Raw genomic sequence first — 15,810 nt, forward strand, 5'->3', positions numbered from 1 at the left:
TCAGCCCCGGGCCGGCACCCGGTCACGCAGGAAGTCGGCGATCCGCTCGGGGATGCGGGCCGCGCCGCTCGAGCGTGAGTCGGCGTTGTTGGCCCGGATCTCCAGGACGGGGATGCCCTCGGCCTCCAGCGCCTCGGAGATGAACCGGCCTCCGGGAGTGTCGTCGGCGACCAGATGCACCACGCCGTCGACGCCGTGGGTCTGTGCCTCCTTGACATACCACTGCGCCGACCAGGGCGGCACGTAGAGCAGGTCGGTCAGGCCGACGAACCTGGCCGCGAGCGCGCGGCGCGGGTCGGGTCCGTAGCGCACGTAGCCGTCCGCCGCGATCGCCAGATACATCGACCACACGAACACCGCGCCGAACTCCTCGTGGAACCGCTGGTAGAGGTCGAGGTCGGTCCAGAGTCCGCGGCCGATCCACATGAGCCGGCGCCGCTCGCCAGGGCAGACGGCCACGCCGTCGTCGATGCGTCGGGCCACCTCGTCGTGCAGCCGGCGGGCCGCATCGACGGCCCACTGCGAGCCACGGTGCCACTGCGGGACCATCACGGCCGGCATCGTGTCGTTGACCAGGACCGGTGCCGGCCTGGCCTCGGCGAGGAGATCACGAGTGCGCCGGTTCCAGCCGGCCTGCTCGTTGGCCAGCCGCATGATCTCCTCGAAGCGGTCCTCGTCGAAGGAGCGGCCTGTGCGCTCTTCCAGCCACCCGATCAGGTCATCGATCTCGCCCTGGAGCAGGTCGAGACGATCCGCCCCGAACGCCGTCTCCCACTCGTGGGGCACCAGCTCCCACCATCGCGGAGGCACCGGGTCTGCGGCCGTACGCGAGAGCAGGAACGTCTCTGTCCCGGGCCGCCGCCCCCACTGCTCGAAGATCTTGTGGGTCACGTCGCCGTGGCCGTCCGCGATCGCGAACGCCGGGTCCGGGAGGCCGCCCCAGGGCTGCTGCTCGATCGGCAGCGCCTGGGCGCCGAGCGGCATGGCGTCGTACTGCTGGCTGTAGTCGGGCAGCCCGGCCTCCGCCAACGCACGCATGCTCGCCGGTCCGAGCCGCTTGGCGGCGACGATCGACGCCCACCACTGATTGACCACGTACGGCACGTCGAACGCGCGCAGCACCTCGTGGGGCGCGTCGGCGTTGACGAGAGCGATCGGGTCGCCGTCGCGCGCGCGTCGCGCGGTCTCGGCGAACCACTGCTTCTGGTGCTGTGTCGCGGCCCGTGCCGCGTCGAGCCGGCTCATGAGTCGGTGCCTCCTGCTGGGCCGACGGATGGGCCGACGGATGGGGACGCGAGCACGGCGACGACCTCGGCGGCGCTCTCTCGAGCCAGAGCGGCGATGTCCTCGTCGGGCCGGATGCGGGTGCGGGTCACGATCGACACGCCGAGTCGATCGAGCGCGAGCCGCTGGTGAGCCAGGTCCCAGGTCGGGGCGTCGTCGTGCTCGCGCACCAGGGCGATCGCCGCGCGCGCATGGGTCCGTTCGGCGCACGTCGCGGTGTACGCCGCGCGTGCCGCGGCCAGGCCACCCGTCGCCGCAGCGGGGCGGGCGAGGTGTGCGGCGGCCAGGGCGTCGATCACCTCGCCGGTCTCCGTCCCGTCGACGGCGACGCCGAGCCAGGCGGTGTCACCGGTGTCGTGGTCCTCACCGACGACGACGAGGTCGCCGGTGCGCTCCAGGGCGTCGTAGAGACCGGCGTCGGGGTGGTTGCTCCCGGTCACGTGCACAGGCGTCGCGCCCGGCGCGACCGCAGCTCCGGCTCCGGAGACCTCGGCGACGGCTTCCTCGGGCGACATCGTGGCGGCGGCGCAGTAGGCGCGCAGCGCCTCGGCACCCGTGCAGCCACCGTTCCGGCGGCGCTCGCGCATCGTCTCGAGCGCGCTTCCCAGCGCGAGCTCCTGCTCGGCCGCGCGACGCAGCGACCCGACGTCGGCACGCCGGCCGGTGACCTGCTCGCAGAACTCGAGCAGACGCGCGTACTGCTTCCCCACGAACCGCCGGGCCGCCGGGCTGTCCAGGCGTGGCGCGTCGACGAGATGCACCGGGAAGGGCAGCCGGCCGCGCTGGGCGAGGATGCGTAGGACGTAGAAGATGCGGAGGTCGGCCTGGGAGTCATGACAGACCAGCAGCCCGGCGAGATCGTCGTGCCAGCCCGACAGCAGGTCGTCGAGGATCCGCCCGGCTGCGGCATCGACGGTGCCGAGCAGCTCTGCCGCCTCCGCCGAGACCGGCTCGTGCCAGGAGCCGAAGAGGCGCCGCGGGACGGCGCCGGCCGCGAGCACGAGCTGCCGCGGCACGTCGTCGCCGACGATGCCGATCAGCGGCATGGTGCCGATGCCAGCGTTGGTGCCCGCGTCGGGGCTGGTCACAGCACACCGGCCTCGCGGAGCTTCTCGACCCGGTCGGCGTCGTAGCCGAGCAGGTCGCCGAGCACGCTGTCGGTGTGCTCGCCCAGGCCCGGAGCCGGAGCGGTGATGTCGACCTTGCTGCGCGAGAAGACCATCGGCACCCCGCTGCCGTAGAGGCCGTCGTGGTGGCCGAACTTCGGGTGCACGAGCGGGGTGACCTCGCCACGGCCGGTCACCAGCTTGTCGCGCACCGCCTCGGCCGTGTCGCGCACCGGGGCGACGGGCACCGAGCTGGCACTCAGGGCTGCGAGCGCAGACTCCAGGGGGCGCTCGACCGCCCAGTCGCCGATCATGCGATGCAGGAGGTCGGCGTTGGCGACGCGCGCGTCGCGGGTGGCGAAGAGCTCCGAGTTGACCAGGTCGCTGCGGCCGATCGCGGCGAGGACGCCGCTCGCGAAGGCATCGGTCGGGGCGCAGATGGCGAACCAGCCGTCCTGTGCCCGGAACGTGCCGAAGGGGGCGAGCCGGGGGACCAGCGCGCCCGTACGCAGCGGGAAGCCGACCGACTCCAGCGCATCGAACGGCTCGCAGGCGACCAGCGAGGTCAGGCTGCCCAGCATCGAGACGTCGACATGCTGTCCTTCGCCCGTACGCTCGGCGTCGAGCACCGCCGCGAGGGTGCCGATGACGGCGAACAGGGGTGCGACCAGGTCGCCGATCGGCAGCCCGAAGCGCACCGGCGGGTCGCCGGGGTCGCCGGCGGTCATCATCACGCCGCTGAGCGCCTGGATGATCGTGTCCATGGCTTTGCCGTCGCCGGGCACGCCCTGGGCACCGAAGCCGCTGATCGAGGTGTAGACGACGCGGTCGTTGACCGCGCGGACGGCCGGATAGTCGATGCCGAGCCGCTCGGTGACTCCTGCGCTGTAGTTCTCGACGACGATGTCGGCGTTGCGGACCAGGTCGAGGAAGACCTGCCGGCTCTCCGGCTGCTTCAGGTTGAGCGTGATGCTCTCCTTGCCGCGGCCGCGCGACAGCATCGACACCGACATGTCGTCGGGCGAGGTGCGGCGCATCTGCAGCCCGTCGGCGGTGAGGTAGGGCGAGTTGTTGCGTGAGGAGTCGCCTCCCCGGGTGGGGTTCTCCACCTTGATCACCCGCGCGCCGAGGCCGGCGAGCAGCAGTGTCGCGTAGGGGCCGGCGAGCGCTGTCGTCAGATCGATGACGGTCTTTCCTGCCAGGGGTCCCGAACTCATGTCACACCTCGGCTTCTCGTGATTCGATATCAAGCAACTTGATATCACGGGTTCCTGTGGGTCCACAAGGCTCATCCCGGCAAGGGAAAACTAGGCGCTCATGTGCGTCTTTCGATAAATTTCTCCACGACTATTGACAGGATCTCTGACTGATGTTGATATCAAGTCACATGAGAAGTGCTGTACGTCACATGACCCGCGGCACGACCGGATCACGACCGAACTGGAGTGCACCATGCAGGTAAGGACGACTGCCTCACTTGTCTCGATCGCCCTCGCCGGGGTCCTGCTCGCGGGCTGCGCCGAGGGCGCGGCCGAGGAGTCGGGCGCGGAGTCGGGGAAGGTCGACACCGGTGCCCCGCTCTACGACGCGCTCCCGAAGGGCGTCAAGGACGCCGGGGAGCTCGTGGTCGTGGGCGATGCGCACCCGCCCTATCGCACCGTCGAGAAGGACGGCGAGGTCACCGGCATCGACCCCGACCTGTGGAAGGTGCTGGGCGAGCAGCTCGGCGTCCCCGTCCGGATGGAGGTGTCCCAGTCGATGCCCAGCATGCTGACCGGGATGCAGTCCGGTCGGTGGCAGGCCTGGAACGGGCCGGTGCAGGCGAACCCGGAGCGCGAGCGTTCCTTCGACGCCATCACCTGGCTGCAGACTCGCACGGCGTACGTCTTCTCGAAGGAGGGTGCGGACGGGATCGCCGCCGAGGAGGCCCCGTGCGGTCAGACCATCGCGCTCGTGGGCGGCAGCATCACCGAGAGCGAGGTCGAGAAGCTCAACACGTGGTGCGCCGAGCAGGGTGAGCCGGCCAACAAGCGGGCCGACTACGCCGACACCAACGCCACGCTCCTCGCGGTGAAGAGCGGCCGCGCCGATGTCGCCGGGATGACCGAGACCGCCGCGCTCGACGTGACCGCCGCCGACGAGACGTACGACTACGTCACCCAGACCGACGAGCAGGGTTCGGGCGTGAGCCTGCTGGCCCTGCTGACGCCCAAGGACAGCGGGATGGGCAAGCCGCTCTACGAGGCGTTCCAGAACATCTTCGACAACGGTGACTACCAGAAGGTGCTCGAGGAATGGGGTCTGGAGCCGGTCGCCGTCGAGAAGCCGTTGATCAACCCGACCACCGAGCGTGAGCCGTCATGACGACGGCCGACGCACTGCTGGTGGCGCCCGACGCGGCGACCGCTCGGCCGAGGTTCCGGCCGGCACGGCTCGCGGCCGTCGTCGTCCTCGTGGTCGCCGCCGTGCTCGTCCTGACCTGGGCGGCGACCAACCCGCGGTTCGAGTGGGCGGTGGTCGCCGACCTCATGTTCGACCCGTCGGTGCTGGCCGGCCTGGGGATGACCCTGTTGCTCACCGTCGTCTGCATGGCACTCGGCACCGCCATCGGCACCGCGGCGGCCGCGGGTCAGCTGAGCGCCTTCGGGCCGATCCGGTGGACCTGCCAGCTCTACGTCGGGCTGCTGCGTGGCGTACCGCCGCTCGTGCAGCTGATCTTCTGGTTCAACCTCGCCTACCTCGTGCCGCGGCTCTCGGTCGGGTTCGCGTCGTGGTCCGTCAACGACCTCATCACGCCGCTGACCGCAGCGATCATCGGCCTCAGCCTGCACGAGAGCGCCTACATGGCGGAGATCATCCGGGCGGGGATCATGTCGGTCGACAGCGGGCAGCGCGATGCGGCCCGGGCGATGGGCTACTCGGGCAGCCAGACCTTCTGGAAGGTGGTCGTCCCGCAGGCGCTGCGGGTGATCGTGCCACCGTCGGGGAGCCAGTTCATCGCGCTGCTCAAGGGCACCTCCCTGGTCAGCGTCATCACCCTGACCGACCTCCTCTACTCGGTGCAGATCATCTACGGCCGCACCTACCAGGTCGTGCCGCTGCTCGTCGTGGCCGTGATCTGGTACCTCCTCGTCGTGACCCTGCTGACCCTCGTGCAGCGCCGCATCGAGCGCCGGCTCGGCCGCGGCTACGACCGTTCGGGGCCCGCCCGGGAGCGGGCCCGTTCCCTGGAAGGTGATCCCGCATGAGACAGGCCGTGACAGAGGTATCGACGGAGCCGGTCGTCCGGGTCCAGGACCTGCGCAAGCACTACGGCGACAAGGTGGCGCTCGACGGCGTCGACCTCGAGGTCCACGAGCAGGAGGTCGTCGCCGTCCTGGGGCCGTCCGGCTCGGGAAAGTCGACCCTCGTCCGGTGCATCCACCAGCTCGAGACCATCGACGGTGGAGCCATGTTCCTCGACGGGGAGCTGCTCGGCTACGAGGCGCACCGCGGCGGCTACCGCACCCTGAGCGAGAGCCGGGTGTGCGTGCAGCGACGGCGGATGGGCATGGTCTTCCAGCAGTTCAACCTGTTCCCCCACTGGACCGTGCTCAAGAACATCGTCGAGCCCGCGATCTCCGTCCACGGCCAGTCCCGGCGGCAGGCGGAGGAGCGCGCTCGCGACCTCCTCGACCGGGTCGGCCTGGCCGACAAGGCCGACGCCCACCCGCGTCATCTCTCCGGCGGCCAGCAGCAACGGGTGGCGATCGCCCGGGCTGTCGCCGCCAGGCCGCGAGTCGTGCTGTTCGACGAGCCGACCAGCGCGCTCGATCCCGAGCTGGTCGGTGACGTGCTCCAGGTGATGAAGGACCTCGCCGAGTCCGGCATGACCATGGTCGTGGTCACCCACGAGATGGAGTTCGCCCGCGACGTCGCCGACCGCTGCGTCTTCATGGCCGACGGCAAGGTCGTCGAGGAAGGCCCCTCGGACCGGTTCTTCGCCGATCCCAGCAGCGAGCGGCTGCGTACGTTCCTGTCCCGCTACTCCGGTGAGCGTCGTTCGCCGGTCGCATCCGAGAAGGTGTCGTCATGACCGTACGCATCGCCGCAGTCGGCGACATCGTGCTGCAGCAGCCCGAGACCGAGAAGCTCTTCCTGCCGAGCTCCGAGGTCCTGCGTGCGGCAGACGTCGCCATCGGGCAGATCGAGGTGCCGCACACGACGTCGACCGAGACGGCCGGCATCACCGTGCCGTCGCCGCCGGCCGAGCCGGAGGCGCTGCGGGGGATGGCAGAGGCCGGGTTCACCGTGGCCACCACCGCGGGCAACCATGCGTTCGACCTCGGCACGAAGGGCGTCATCGACACGATCGAGTCGGCCGAGGCGTACGGGATCGCGACGACCGGCACGGGCAGGAACCTCAGCGCCGCCGCCACTCCGGTGGTGACGTCGGCAGGGGGCCGCACGGTCGGCGTGCTGAGCTACAACTGCGTGGGTCCGCGGGAGTCGTGGGCGACGAGCCTCAAGGCGGGGGCGGCCTACGTCAAGGTGATCACCCACTACGAGCTCGACGACGCCAACCCGGCCAGCCCGCCGACCATCTACACCTTCTGCGACAAGACATCTCTCCGGGCGATGACCGAGCAGGTCGCCGCTCTGGCCGAGCGGGTCGACATCGTGGTGGTCGCCTTCCACAAGGGGATCGGGCACACTCCGGCCGCGATCGCCGACTACGAGCTCGAGGTCGCGAGGGCGGCCGTCGACGCCGGCGCCGACATGGTGGTCGGCCACCACGCGCACATCATGCGGGGCGTCGAGGTCTACCGCGGCGTGCCGATCTTCCACGGGCTCGGCAACTTCGTCACCGTCACCGACGCGCTGACGCCGGACGCGGACAACGACTCCGAGGAGCTGCGGGCCTGGGCGCTGCGGCGTCGGGAGCTGTACGGCTTCGAGCCGGATCCGGCGATGCCCGCCTACCCGTTCCACCCGGAGAGCCGCAACACCGCGATCGCGGTGATCGACGTCGACGAGGAGAACCGGGTGCGGCCCTCGTTCATCCCGTGCTGGATCGACGAGGAGGCGCGGCCGACGCCGCTGAGGCGGGGCGAGGGCGACTCGGTGGTCGCCTACATCGAGCGCATCTCCCGAACGGCCGGGCTGGCGACGAGTTTCGCCTGGACCGACGGTGGGGACACGGTGGCGGTCTCCTGATGGCCGAGCGTCCCCTGCCGGGGCGGGGCACCCGGCCCGTGAGAGAGACTGGTCGCGATCGTGCACCCGCCTTCGCCTCGATGTGTGAAAGTGATTCGCCCCATGTCTGAAGAGCCAGCCACACCGCCGCGTCCGGCGGATCCCGTCGGTCCGGAGCGGCTTCCCACGGCGGCCTTCTCGCGGATCGAGTACGTCTCTCAGCGACTGGCGCGTGCGCTCCAGCGGGCGACCGAGCTGATCGCGGCGAGGCAGTCGATCTCGGTCTCGGAATACCGCATGCTCCTGATCCTGAGCGACCACGTGCCGAGGTCCAACGCCGACCTCGCGCGGCTGATGTTCGTCTCCTCCCAGGCCGCCCATCTGGTGCTGTCCGACCTGGTCTCCCGCGGGCTGGTCGAGCGCACCCCGCACCCCGACAACCGTCGGATCAGGCTCGCGCGTCTCACCGAGGCCGGGCTGGCGAAGCTCAACGCCTGCCTGGCCGAGATGATCGCCGTGGAGGACCGGATCTATGCCGGGATGCCACCCGCCGAGAGGGGCTTGCTCCTCTCGTCACTCCACCACGCGGCCGAGGTCTTGGCCGGTGGTTACTTTGGCGACGCCGACACCGAGCGGGAGGCGGTTCGGCTGCGTGCCGGCCAGCGCGCGGGGAGCGCAGACGCCACCTAGAACCTCGGACCTGTCTCGGGTCTGACTCCGTAGTGGTTGACGGCGTGACGCCCGTCACCCACAATCAACAGGAATCCTGATAAACAGGAATCCTGAACGGAGTCCCCCATGACCCTCACCTCCGGCGGCAGAAGCGCGACCGGCCCACGCACACAGATGGGCAGGATCGTCGCGAGCAGCTTCACCGGCAGCTTGATCGAGTACTACGACTTCCTGCTCTACTCCACCGCTTCGGCCGTGGTGTTCAACGAGGTCTTCTTCTCCAACCTCGACCCCGTCACCGGCACGATCGCCTCCTTCGGCACGTTCGCAGCGGGCTACCTGGCGCGGCCGCTCGGCGGCGTGGTCTTCGGACACTTCGGCGACCGGCTCGGCCGCAAGAAGATGCTGGTCCTGACGATGCTCATCATGGGGGCGGTCAGCTTCCTGATCGGCTGCCTGCCGACGTACGGCCAGATCGGCGCGGCCGCGCCTGTCCTCCTCGTCCTGCTCCGGGTCGTCCAGGGCGTCGCGATCGGCGGGGAGTGGGGTGGCGCGGTGCTGATCACTGCCGAGCACGCCACCTCCCGGCGTGGGTTGTGGGCCTCGTTCACCAACGCGGGCGCTCCGGCCGGCATGGTGCTCTCCACAGCGGTGATGGCGGTGATGGCCTCGGTCACCACGCCCGAGCAGTTCACCGCGTGGGGCTGGCGGGTGCCGTTCCTGCTCAGCATCGTCCTGCTCGCGGTCGGTCTGTGGATCCGCCTCAGCGTCACCGAGTCGCCCGCCTTCGAGGCCATGAAGGAGAAGAAGGCCGACGCGAAGACGCCGCTCGTGGAGGTGCTCCGCAACCATCCTCGTACGCTCCTGCTGGCCGTCGGTGTCGGGCTGGGTGCCTTCGTGGTGCAGGGCACGTTGACCACCTTCCTGATCAGCTATGCCCTCGGAGCGGGCTTCGAGCGCCCGACGGTGCTCAACGCGCTCACGCTCTCCTCGGCAGGTGCGGTCATCGGCATCCTCGGCTGGTCGGCGCTCACCGACCGGGTCGGCCGCCGCCCTGTCGTGCTGGCCGCCGCCGTCGCGACCGCCGTCTTCGCCTACCTGCTCTTCCCGATGCTCGACAGCGGGTCGGTCGCGTTGCTGGTCCTGGCGGTGGTCCTGGGTCAGTCGGTGATCCATGCCGCCTTCTACGGTCCGCTCGCCGCGCTGATGAGCGAGGTCTTCAAGACCTCGTCGCGCTACACGGGCGCTTCGCTCGGCTACCAGCTCGCCGGGATGGGGGCAGGGTTGTCGCCGCTGCTCTTCGCCTCCTTGCAGAAGGCCGGTGCCGGCACGGTCACGCTCTCCACCGTCATCGCGGCGTTCTGCCTGCTGAGCGCCTTCTCCCTGCTCCGGCTGGGGGAGACCAGCGACCGCGAGCTCGTCGACGCCTCCTGACGGGACGCGCACCACGCATCGCCCTGGTATTACTGAAACCATGCTGAAGACCTGGGTCGGTCGCGGTCGCCTGGCGTTGTACGTCGCCGCGACCGTGCTCGGGATCGTGCAGGCCGCGATCCTGACCGAGAGCGTCGCCGGTGGCGTCGCCATGCTGGTGGGCTTCTCGCACGCCGCCGCGGTGCCGTTGGCGCTGCGGCGCCCGGTGGAGGCGGCCGGGCTGTCCCTGGTCGCGGTGACCGCGGCGGCGCTGGCCGTGGCGCGGCACAGCCCCGACGGGTGGCCGTGGATGGCACCGCCACCGACGCTGACGCAGCTCCTGGTGCTGCTGGTGCTGACCGTGGTCGCCGGGTGGCGGCTGGCCGCGACCACGTTGGGCATCCAGGTCGCCATCGGCGTGGCCCTGGCCGTGGTCGGGCTGGCCTGGAACGACTTCGTCGGCTCGCTCGTCGAGGTGGCCAACTTCGCCTCCCTCGCCCTGCTGCTGGGTGCGCTCGCCACCGTCGCCGGACGGCTGGTCGAGAGCCGCAGTGCGCTGCGCGAGGAGCACGAGCGCCGCTCGGTCGTCGAGGAGAAGGCCCGCATCGCCCGCGAGCTGCACGACGTGATCGCCCACAATATGTCGCTGATCACCGTGCAGGCCAGGTCGGCGCCGCACCGGGTCGACGACGTCAGCCCGGCCGCCGAGGCCGAGTTCGCCGAGATCGGCGACCTGGCGGCCTCGGCGCTGCGGCAGATGCGTGGGGTGCTCGACGTGCTGCGTACGGAGGAGGGGCAGTCGGGCCGGGTGCCGGTGCCCGGCGTCGACGGGCTGGGTGAGCTCTTCGAGTCGGCACGCGGCACCGGGCAGCGGGTCGAGGTGCACGGCGAGCTCCCCGCGCTTACCGATGTGGCGCCGGAGGTCGGCACTGCCGCCTACCGGATCGTGCAGGAGGCGCTCAGCAATGCCCGTCGTCACGCTTCCGACGAGCCGGTCACCGTCGACCTGAGCCTGGGGGAGGCGGAGCTGGAGATCCGGGTCGCCAACGCGCTCGACGGCGCTGCCCCTGGCGCCGACATCGACGCCGAGAGCGCCGGCGGAGGTCACGGGCTGATCGGGATGCGCGAGCGCGCCGCCGCGGTCGGCGGCACCCTCACCGCCGGCGCCGAAAGCACCGCCGGCACCTCCGAGGGCGACCAGTTCGTCGTCGAGGCGCGCCTGCCGGTGACAACTACGGTGCGCAAGACCTCCAGACGCGGTAGGAAGACCCCGTGACGGTAAAGATCGTGGTCGTCGACGACCAGGAGATGGTGCGGTCGGGCTTCGTCGCGCTGCTCGGCACCCAGCCCGACATCGAGGTCGTCGGCACCGCGGCCGACGGCTCCGAGGCGCTGCAGGTGGTGCGGCGTACGAGCCCTGACGTGGTGCTGATGGACGTGCGGATGCCGGTGATGGACGGGATCGAGGCGCTCCGGCAGCTGCTGGAGAACCCGGCCACCGCCCAGACCAAGGTGGTCATGCTGACCACGTTCGACGCCGACGAGTACGTGCACGAGTCGCTGCGCCTGGGCGCCAGCGGGTTCCTGCTCAAGGACGCCTCGCCCGACGAGCTCGCGTCCGCGATCCGCGTGGTCCATGCCGGTGAGGCGCTGCTCTCGCCGTCGGTGACCCGCCAGGTGATCGCGCAGTTCGCCCGGGCGCCGCGGAAGCGGCGCGCCGACCCACGTCTCAAGCAGCTCACCGAGCGCGAGCGGGAGGTGTTGGAGAACATCGCCCGCGGCAGCTCCAACAGCGAGATCGCCGCCGACCTCTTCCTGGCCGAGCAGACCGTGAAGACCCACGTCAGCCGCATCCTGGGCAAGCTCGGTCTGCGTGATCGCGCCCAGGCGGTCGTGTTCGCCTACGAGAGCGGGCTGGTCGCGCCGCACGTCTAGAGCGTGTCGGGAGCGGGTCTCGGGGGCGTCCCTGACTACCCCGGTAGGGGGTCGAATGGCTCTCGGGAGTGACGCGCAGGAGCACACCTGCTTCTTAACGTCACAGCCATGACAGTGACGCCGCTCAGATACGGCCTCGAGGAGGCCGACGCAACCATCGTCGAAACGATCGGCGGGCGCCTGCTCGCCTGCGACCCGCCGGGCGGCGCTCGCGTCGTCGAGGTCTTCGGAGACGCTGCGACCGCCGACCACATCGCGGTCATCGTGCCCGGCAACGGCCAGCACCTCGGCAACTACTTCACCAGCCAGGAGGCGCACAGCCCGCGCTCCCGCGGCCAGCTGCTGCTTCGTACGATGCAGGAGCTCGCCCCCGAGAGCCGCTCGGCCGTCGTGGTCTGGGTGGGCTACCACGCCCCGCCGGAGTGGTACAACGCGATCACCAACGACGCCGCCTATGCCGGTGCGAGCGACCTGGCCGCCCTCACCCACTACCTGCCGCGCGCCGCCCACATCACCCTGGTCGGCCACAGCTACGGCTCCACGGTCGCCGGCCTCGCGCTCGCCTCCGCCCGCGCCGAGGACTGCGTGGCCCTGGGCAGCCCGGGCATGGGCGTCGTGCACCGCTCCGAGCTCGGCTCGGGCACCCGGCTGTGGGCCGGCTACGGCGAGAGCGACCGGATCCGGCTGATCCCGCACGTACGCCTCGGCCGGCTCGGCCTGGGGCGCGATCCGCTGCACCCCGAGCTCGGCGCCACCAGCTTCGGCACCGGCGACATCCCCGGCCACTGCGGCTACTACACCGAGGGCAGCGAGTCGCTGCTCAACGTCGCCCGCATCGCCCTGGGCCGCTACGACGAGGTCACCCCGGCCGGCGTCACCACCCGCATCCCCGCACGAGCCGCCCGCGCCGCTCGAACAGCTCAGACCGCACGAGAAGTGGAGACAGCAGCATGATCACCGACGAACCCGCCATCTGGACCCAGGCGCTCCGGAAGAGCTACCCCGGCCGCGGCGCCGCCCTGGACGGCATCGACCTCGCCGTCCCGGCCGGCACGGTCCACGGCCTGCTCGGCCCCAACGGCGCCGGCAAGACCACGACCGTACGCATCCTGGCCACCCTCGCCCGCCTCGACTCCGGCCAGGCCTGGGTCGCCGGGCGCAACGTCGCCCGCGACCAGGCCGGCGTGCGCGCCCGCATCGGCGTCGCCGGTCAGTACGCCGCCGTCGACGGTGTGCTGAGCGGCCGGCAGAACCTGGAGATGTTCGCCCGGCTGTATCGGATGCGAGCCCGCGCGGCCCGTCAGCGGGCCGACGAGCTGCTGGAGCGCTTCGACCTCGTCGAGGCCGCCGACCGCCCGGTGCGGGGCTACTCCGGTGGCATGCGCAGGCGGCTCGACCTCGCCGTCAGCCTCATCCGCAGCCCGCAGGTGCTCTTCCTCGACGAGCCCACCACCGGCCTCGACCCGCGCAGCCGGATCGAGGTCTGGGACGCCGTGCGCGAGCTCGCCGACTCCGGCACCACCGTGCTGCTCACCACGCAATACCTCGAGGAGGCCGACCGGCTGTGCTCGCGCATCACCATGGTCGACCGAGGCAAGGTCGTCGCCGAGGGCTCGCCCGCCGAGCTCAAGTCGAGCGTCGGCGGCCGTGACCTCGACGAGGCGTTCCTCCTGATCACCGAGGGGGCGTCGGCATGAGTGCGGCCATCGACGTCCGGTTCAGCGATGTCGTGAACGTCCACGGATCACGCATCACGTGGGCGGCGGTCGACACCTGGGTCGTGGCCAAACGTCACCTCCTCCACCTCGTACGCCGCCCCGACGAGCTCCTCGGCACCCTGATGATCCCGGTGATGGCGGTGGCCATGTTCGGCTTCGTCTTCGGTGACGCCTTCGGAGTGGCCATGGATGTGCCGGGAGCGGAGTATCGCGAGTTCCTGCTGCCCGGCCTCTTCGCGCTCACCATGGCCTTCGGGATCGGCAACACGACGATCTCCGTCGCCGAGGACGTACGCGGCGGGGTGCTCGACCGGATGCGATCCCTGCCGATGTCGCCGGTCGCGGTGCTCGCCGGCCGGTCGCTGGCCGACGTGATCCTGGCGGTCGTCGAGCTCGGGATCCTGATGGCGCTCGGCACCCTGTTCGGCTGGCAGGCCCACCTCGGCGCCGCCGGTGTCGTGGCCGCGCTCGGGCTGCTGATCCTGCTGCGGCTGGCGTTCTCCTGGGTCGGCATCCTGCTCGGTCTGCTGGTCAGTGGCCCCGAGGCGGCGATGAAGTATTTCGCGCTGGTCTTCCCGCTGGCCATGGTGGCTGACACCATCGTGCCGACCGACCTGATGCCGAGCTGGCTCGGCGGCCTGGCCGCGTGGAACCCGCTCACGTCCACGGTCATCGCCACCCGCGACCTCTTCGGCAACACGGCCGCCCCGGCCACTACCTGGATCGGCGAGCACGCGATGACCACGGCCGTCCTCTGGCCGGTCGCCATCATCGCGGTCTGCCTGCCGCTGGCCATGCTGCGGCTGCGCCGCCTGGGGCGGTGACCGCGATGACCGTGCTCCAGGGCCAGGCCTCCCGACAGGTCAACGCCTACACCGAGCTGATGAGCCGCGTGCGGCAGGAGGGTCTCCTGGCGCGGTCACCCAGGGCGTACGTCCTGCGGGTGATCATCCTCGGCACCGCCTTCGCGATCGCGGTGATCGCCCTGCTGACGCTCGGACAGACCTGGTGGCAGCTGCTGGTCGCGGCGGCCTTCGGGGTGCTGTTCACCCAGACCGCGTTCCTCGCCCACGACGGCGCCCACCGCCAGATCTTCGCCTCGGGTCCGAAGAACGAGTGGGCCTCCCGCATCCTCGGCAACCTGGTCGTCGGGCTGAGCTACGGCTGGTGGATGCGCAAGCACACCCGCCACCACGCCAACCCCAACAAGGTCGACGCCGACCAAGACATCCGCCCCTCGGTGCTGCTCTTCACGACCGAGGACGTCGAACGGCGCACCGGTCTCGCGCGCTGGCTCACCGCCCGCCAGGGATGGCTCTTCTTCCCGCTGCTGACCCTGGAGGGCATCAACCTCCACGTCGGCGCCGTCCGCACCGTGATCGGCGACCGCGACCTCAAGCACCGGCGTACGGAGGCGGCGTTCCTGGCGCTGCGCCTGATCGGGTGGCCGGTGCTCGTGCTCTCGGTGCTCGGAGCCGGCCTCGGGGCGGCCTTCCTCGGCGTGCAGCTGGCCGTCTTCGGCATCTACATGGGCGCCAGCTTCGCCCCCAACCACAAGGGCATGCCGCTGGTGCCGCGTGACACCCGGATCGACTTCCTCTCCCGCCAGGTGCTGACCTCCCGCAACATCCGCGGCGGCCGCTGGGTCGACTGGCTGATGGGCGGCCTGAACCTGCAGATCGAGCATCACCTGTTCCCCAGCATGCCGAGCAGCACCCTGCGCCGCGCCCAGCCGATCGTGCGCGCCTACTGCACCGAGCAGGGCGTCCCGTACACCGAGGCCGGTCTGCTGGAGTCGTACGGCATCGTCGTCCGCCATCTCAACCGCGTCGGGCTCGGCGACCGCGACCCCTTCGCCTGCCCGTTCGTCGTGGTCAACAGGACGGGCTGAAGACGCCGGAGGTCACGGGGTGGGGTCGGCGAGCACCTCGCCGCGCACCCGGCCGTGGTCGGAGTAGTCGGGATCGACCTCCACGGTGGCCGTCTCACCGAGCTGGCGCTCCCATGCGCGGGCGAGGCCCTGGGCCTCGCCCGCGTCGCGCGCCCGCCGGTCGAAGGTGACCTGGGTGACGTAGCCGTCCTTCGACCAGACCGCCACGCCGTCGACGTCGGCCTCGAAGTGGCGGCCACCGGGCAGCAGCAGGTCGACGTGGTCGCTGTCGTAGTCGCGCATCCCGGGGAAGCTCTCGTTGTCATCGGGCAGGCTCGAGAGTCTGACCGGGTCGCGCAGATCGAGCTCGATGGTGTCGGGGTCGCCGGTGACCTGGGCGAAGACGGCCACGCCGACGACGAACACCACGGGCACGGCGAGCACGATGCCGCCACCCCAGAACAGTGGCCGCGCGTCCCGACCGGAGAGTCCGACCCCGGCCGCCACGACCAGCACGACCACGCCGATGACGATGAAGATGAGCAGCACGGCGGCGACGAACAGCAGCAAGACCGCACCGCCGGCACCCATGGACGCCAGTATCCCCGACCCCGCACGCCTGGCGCGGCCGAACCGG

At 70.8% G+C, this 15,810-nt stretch carries 16 protein-coding genes; 12 read left to right on the top strand and 4 right to left on the bottom strand.

The window, feature by feature from the left end:
• The 3 genes from FB381_RS02660 to FB381_RS02670 are packed head-to-tail and all read right to left on the bottom strand — an operon-like array spanning nt 1 to nt 3,607.
• Nucleotides 1–1,245, bottom strand: coding sequence for a 2-hydroxyacyl-CoA dehydratase family protein (locus tag FB381_RS02660; protein ID WP_141778856.1), 1,245 nt, complete (start codon nt 1,243–1,245; stop codon nt 1–3).
• Nucleotides 1,242–2,372 carry a 2-hydroxyacyl-CoA dehydratase family protein gene (locus tag FB381_RS02665; RefSeq protein WP_141778857.1) on the bottom strand — a complete coding sequence of 377 codons (1,131 nt, stop codon included), beginning with the start codon at nt 2,370–2,372 and terminating at the stop codon, nt 1,242–1,244. Before FB381_RS02665 ends, FB381_RS02660 begins: the two co-directional genes overlap by 4 nt.
• Nucleotides 2,369–3,607: a CaiB/BaiF CoA transferase family protein gene (locus tag FB381_RS02670; protein ID WP_141778858.1), complete on the bottom strand. Its 1,239-nt coding sequence runs from the start codon at nt 3,605–3,607 to the stop codon at nt 2,369–2,371. The genes FB381_RS02665 and FB381_RS02670 overlap by 4 nt, the downstream gene beginning before the upstream one ends.
• A 235-nt stretch (nt 3,608–3,842) precedes the next feature.
• On the opposite strand from FB381_RS02670, the gene FB381_RS02675 reads away from it, so the two are divergent.
• The 12 genes from FB381_RS02675 (at nt 3,843) to FB381_RS02730 (ending at nt 15,194) form a co-directional block, all read left to right on the top strand.
• Entirely contained in the window at nt 3,843–4,754 is a 912-nt protein-coding gene (locus FB381_RS02675) for a transporter substrate-binding domain-containing protein (protein ID WP_141778859.1), read from the top strand.
• Nucleotides 4,751–5,638 (top strand): amino acid ABC transporter permease, encoded by an 888-nt coding sequence (locus FB381_RS02680; protein WP_141778860.1) that lies wholly within the window; start codon nt 4,751–4,753, stop codon nt 5,636–5,638. The genes FB381_RS02675 and FB381_RS02680 overlap by 4 nt, the downstream gene beginning before the upstream one ends.
• Entirely contained in the window at nt 5,635–6,465 is an 831-nt protein-coding gene (locus FB381_RS02685; RefSeq protein WP_141778861.1) for an amino acid ABC transporter ATP-binding protein, read from the top strand. Before FB381_RS02680 ends, FB381_RS02685 begins: the two co-directional genes overlap by 4 nt.
• Nucleotides 6,462–7,586 (top strand): CapA family protein, encoded by a 1,125-nt coding sequence (locus FB381_RS02690; protein ID WP_141778862.1) that lies wholly within the window; start codon nt 6,462–6,464, stop codon nt 7,584–7,586. Before FB381_RS02685 ends, FB381_RS02690 begins: the two co-directional genes overlap by 4 nt.
• 102 nt (nt 7,587–7,688) lie before the next feature.
• Nucleotides 7,689–8,255, top strand: coding sequence for a MarR family winged helix-turn-helix transcriptional regulator (locus FB381_RS02695; protein ID WP_141778863.1), 567 nt, complete (start codon nt 7,689–7,691; stop codon nt 8,253–8,255).
• Between the two features lie 108 nt (nt 8,256–8,363).
• On the top strand, nt 8,364–9,671 hold the full coding sequence (locus FB381_RS02700; RefSeq protein WP_141778864.1) for an MFS transporter: 1,308 nt from the start codon (nt 8,364–8,366) through the stop codon (nt 9,669–9,671).
• Nucleotides 9,672–9,711: 40 nt separating this feature from the next.
• Nucleotides 9,712–10,926, top strand: coding sequence for a sensor histidine kinase (locus FB381_RS02705; protein ID WP_141778865.1), 1,215 nt, complete (start codon nt 9,712–9,714; stop codon nt 10,924–10,926).
• Entirely contained in the window at nt 10,923–11,585 is a 663-nt protein-coding gene (locus tag FB381_RS02710) for a response regulator (RefSeq protein WP_141778866.1), read from the top strand. The genes FB381_RS02705 and FB381_RS02710 overlap by 4 nt, the downstream gene beginning before the upstream one ends.
• 108 nt (nt 11,586–11,693) lie before the next feature.
• Entirely contained in the window at nt 11,694–12,539 is an 846-nt protein-coding gene (locus FB381_RS02715; protein WP_141778867.1) for an alpha/beta hydrolase, read from the top strand.
• Entirely contained in the window at nt 12,536–13,282 is a 747-nt protein-coding gene (locus FB381_RS02720; RefSeq protein ID WP_141778868.1) for an ABC transporter ATP-binding protein, read from the top strand. Before FB381_RS02715 ends, FB381_RS02720 begins: the two co-directional genes overlap by 4 nt.
• Nucleotides 13,279–14,127, top strand: coding sequence for an ABC transporter permease (locus FB381_RS02725; protein WP_141778869.1), 849 nt, complete (start codon nt 13,279–13,281; stop codon nt 14,125–14,127). Before FB381_RS02720 ends, FB381_RS02725 begins: the two co-directional genes overlap by 4 nt.
• A 5-nt stretch (nt 14,128–14,132) precedes the next feature.
• Complete coding sequence (locus FB381_RS02730) at nt 14,133–15,194, top strand: fatty acid desaturase family protein (RefSeq protein WP_342778440.1); 1,062 nt, start codon at nt 14,133–14,135, stop codon at nt 15,192–15,194.
• Between the two features lie 12 nt (nt 15,195–15,206).
• Here the strand turns inward: FB381_RS02730 and FB381_RS02735 are convergent, their stop codons facing one another.
• Nucleotides 15,207–15,764 carry a hypothetical protein gene (locus FB381_RS02735; protein WP_141778871.1) on the bottom strand — a complete coding sequence of 186 codons (558 nt, stop codon included), beginning with the start codon at nt 15,762–15,764 and terminating at the stop codon, nt 15,207–15,209.
• Between the last annotated feature and the right edge of the window lie 46 nt (nt 15,765–15,810).

Source organism: Nocardioides albertanoniae, assembly GCF_006716315.1.
In the GTDB taxonomy this organism is placed as follows: Bacteria; Actinomycetota; Actinomycetes; order Propionibacteriales; family Nocardioidaceae; genus Nocardioides; species Nocardioides albertanoniae.

Coding starts and splice junctions, on each gene's coding strand:
- FB381_RS02660 (WP_141778856.1), bottom strand. CDS start 1,245: ATGAGCCGGCTCGACGCGGCACGGGCCGCGACACAGCACCAGAAGCAG.
- FB381_RS02670 (WP_141778858.1), bottom strand. CDS start 3,607: ATGAGTTCGGGACCCCTGGCAGGAAAGACCGTCATCGATCTGACGACA.
- FB381_RS02675 (WP_141778859.1), top strand. CDS start 3,843: ATGCAGGTAAGGACGACTGCCTCACTTGTCTCGATCGCCCTCGCCGGG.
- FB381_RS02680 (WP_141778860.1), top strand. CDS start 4,751: ATGACGACGGCCGACGCACTGCTGGTGGCGCCCGACGCGGCGACCGCT.
- FB381_RS02685 (WP_141778861.1), top strand. CDS start 5,635: ATGAGACAGGCCGTGACAGAGGTATCGACGGAGCCGGTCGTCCGGGTC.
- FB381_RS02690 (WP_141778862.1), top strand. CDS start 6,462: ATGACCGTACGCATCGCCGCAGTCGGCGACATCGTGCTGCAGCAGCCC.
- FB381_RS02695 (WP_141778863.1), top strand. CDS start 7,689: ATGTCTGAAGAGCCAGCCACACCGCCGCGTCCGGCGGATCCCGTCGGT.
- FB381_RS02700 (WP_141778864.1), top strand. CDS start 8,364: ATGACCCTCACCTCCGGCGGCAGAAGCGCGACCGGCCCACGCACACAG.
- FB381_RS02705 (WP_141778865.1), top strand. CDS start 9,712: ATGCTGAAGACCTGGGTCGGTCGCGGTCGCCTGGCGTTGTACGTCGCC.
- FB381_RS02715 (WP_141778867.1), top strand. CDS start 11,694: ATGACAGTGACGCCGCTCAGATACGGCCTCGAGGAGGCCGACGCAACC.
- FB381_RS02720 (WP_141778868.1), top strand. CDS start 12,536: ATGATCACCGACGAACCCGCCATCTGGACCCAGGCGCTCCGGAAGAGC.
- FB381_RS02725 (WP_141778869.1), top strand. CDS start 13,279: ATGAGTGCGGCCATCGACGTCCGGTTCAGCGATGTCGTGAACGTCCAC.
- FB381_RS02730 (WP_342778440.1), top strand. CDS start 14,133: ATGACCGTGCTCCAGGGCCAGGCCTCCCGACAGGTCAACGCCTACACC.
- FB381_RS02735 (WP_141778871.1), bottom strand. CDS start 15,764: ATGGGTGCCGGCGGTGCGGTCTTGCTGCTGTTCGTCGCCGCCGTGCTG.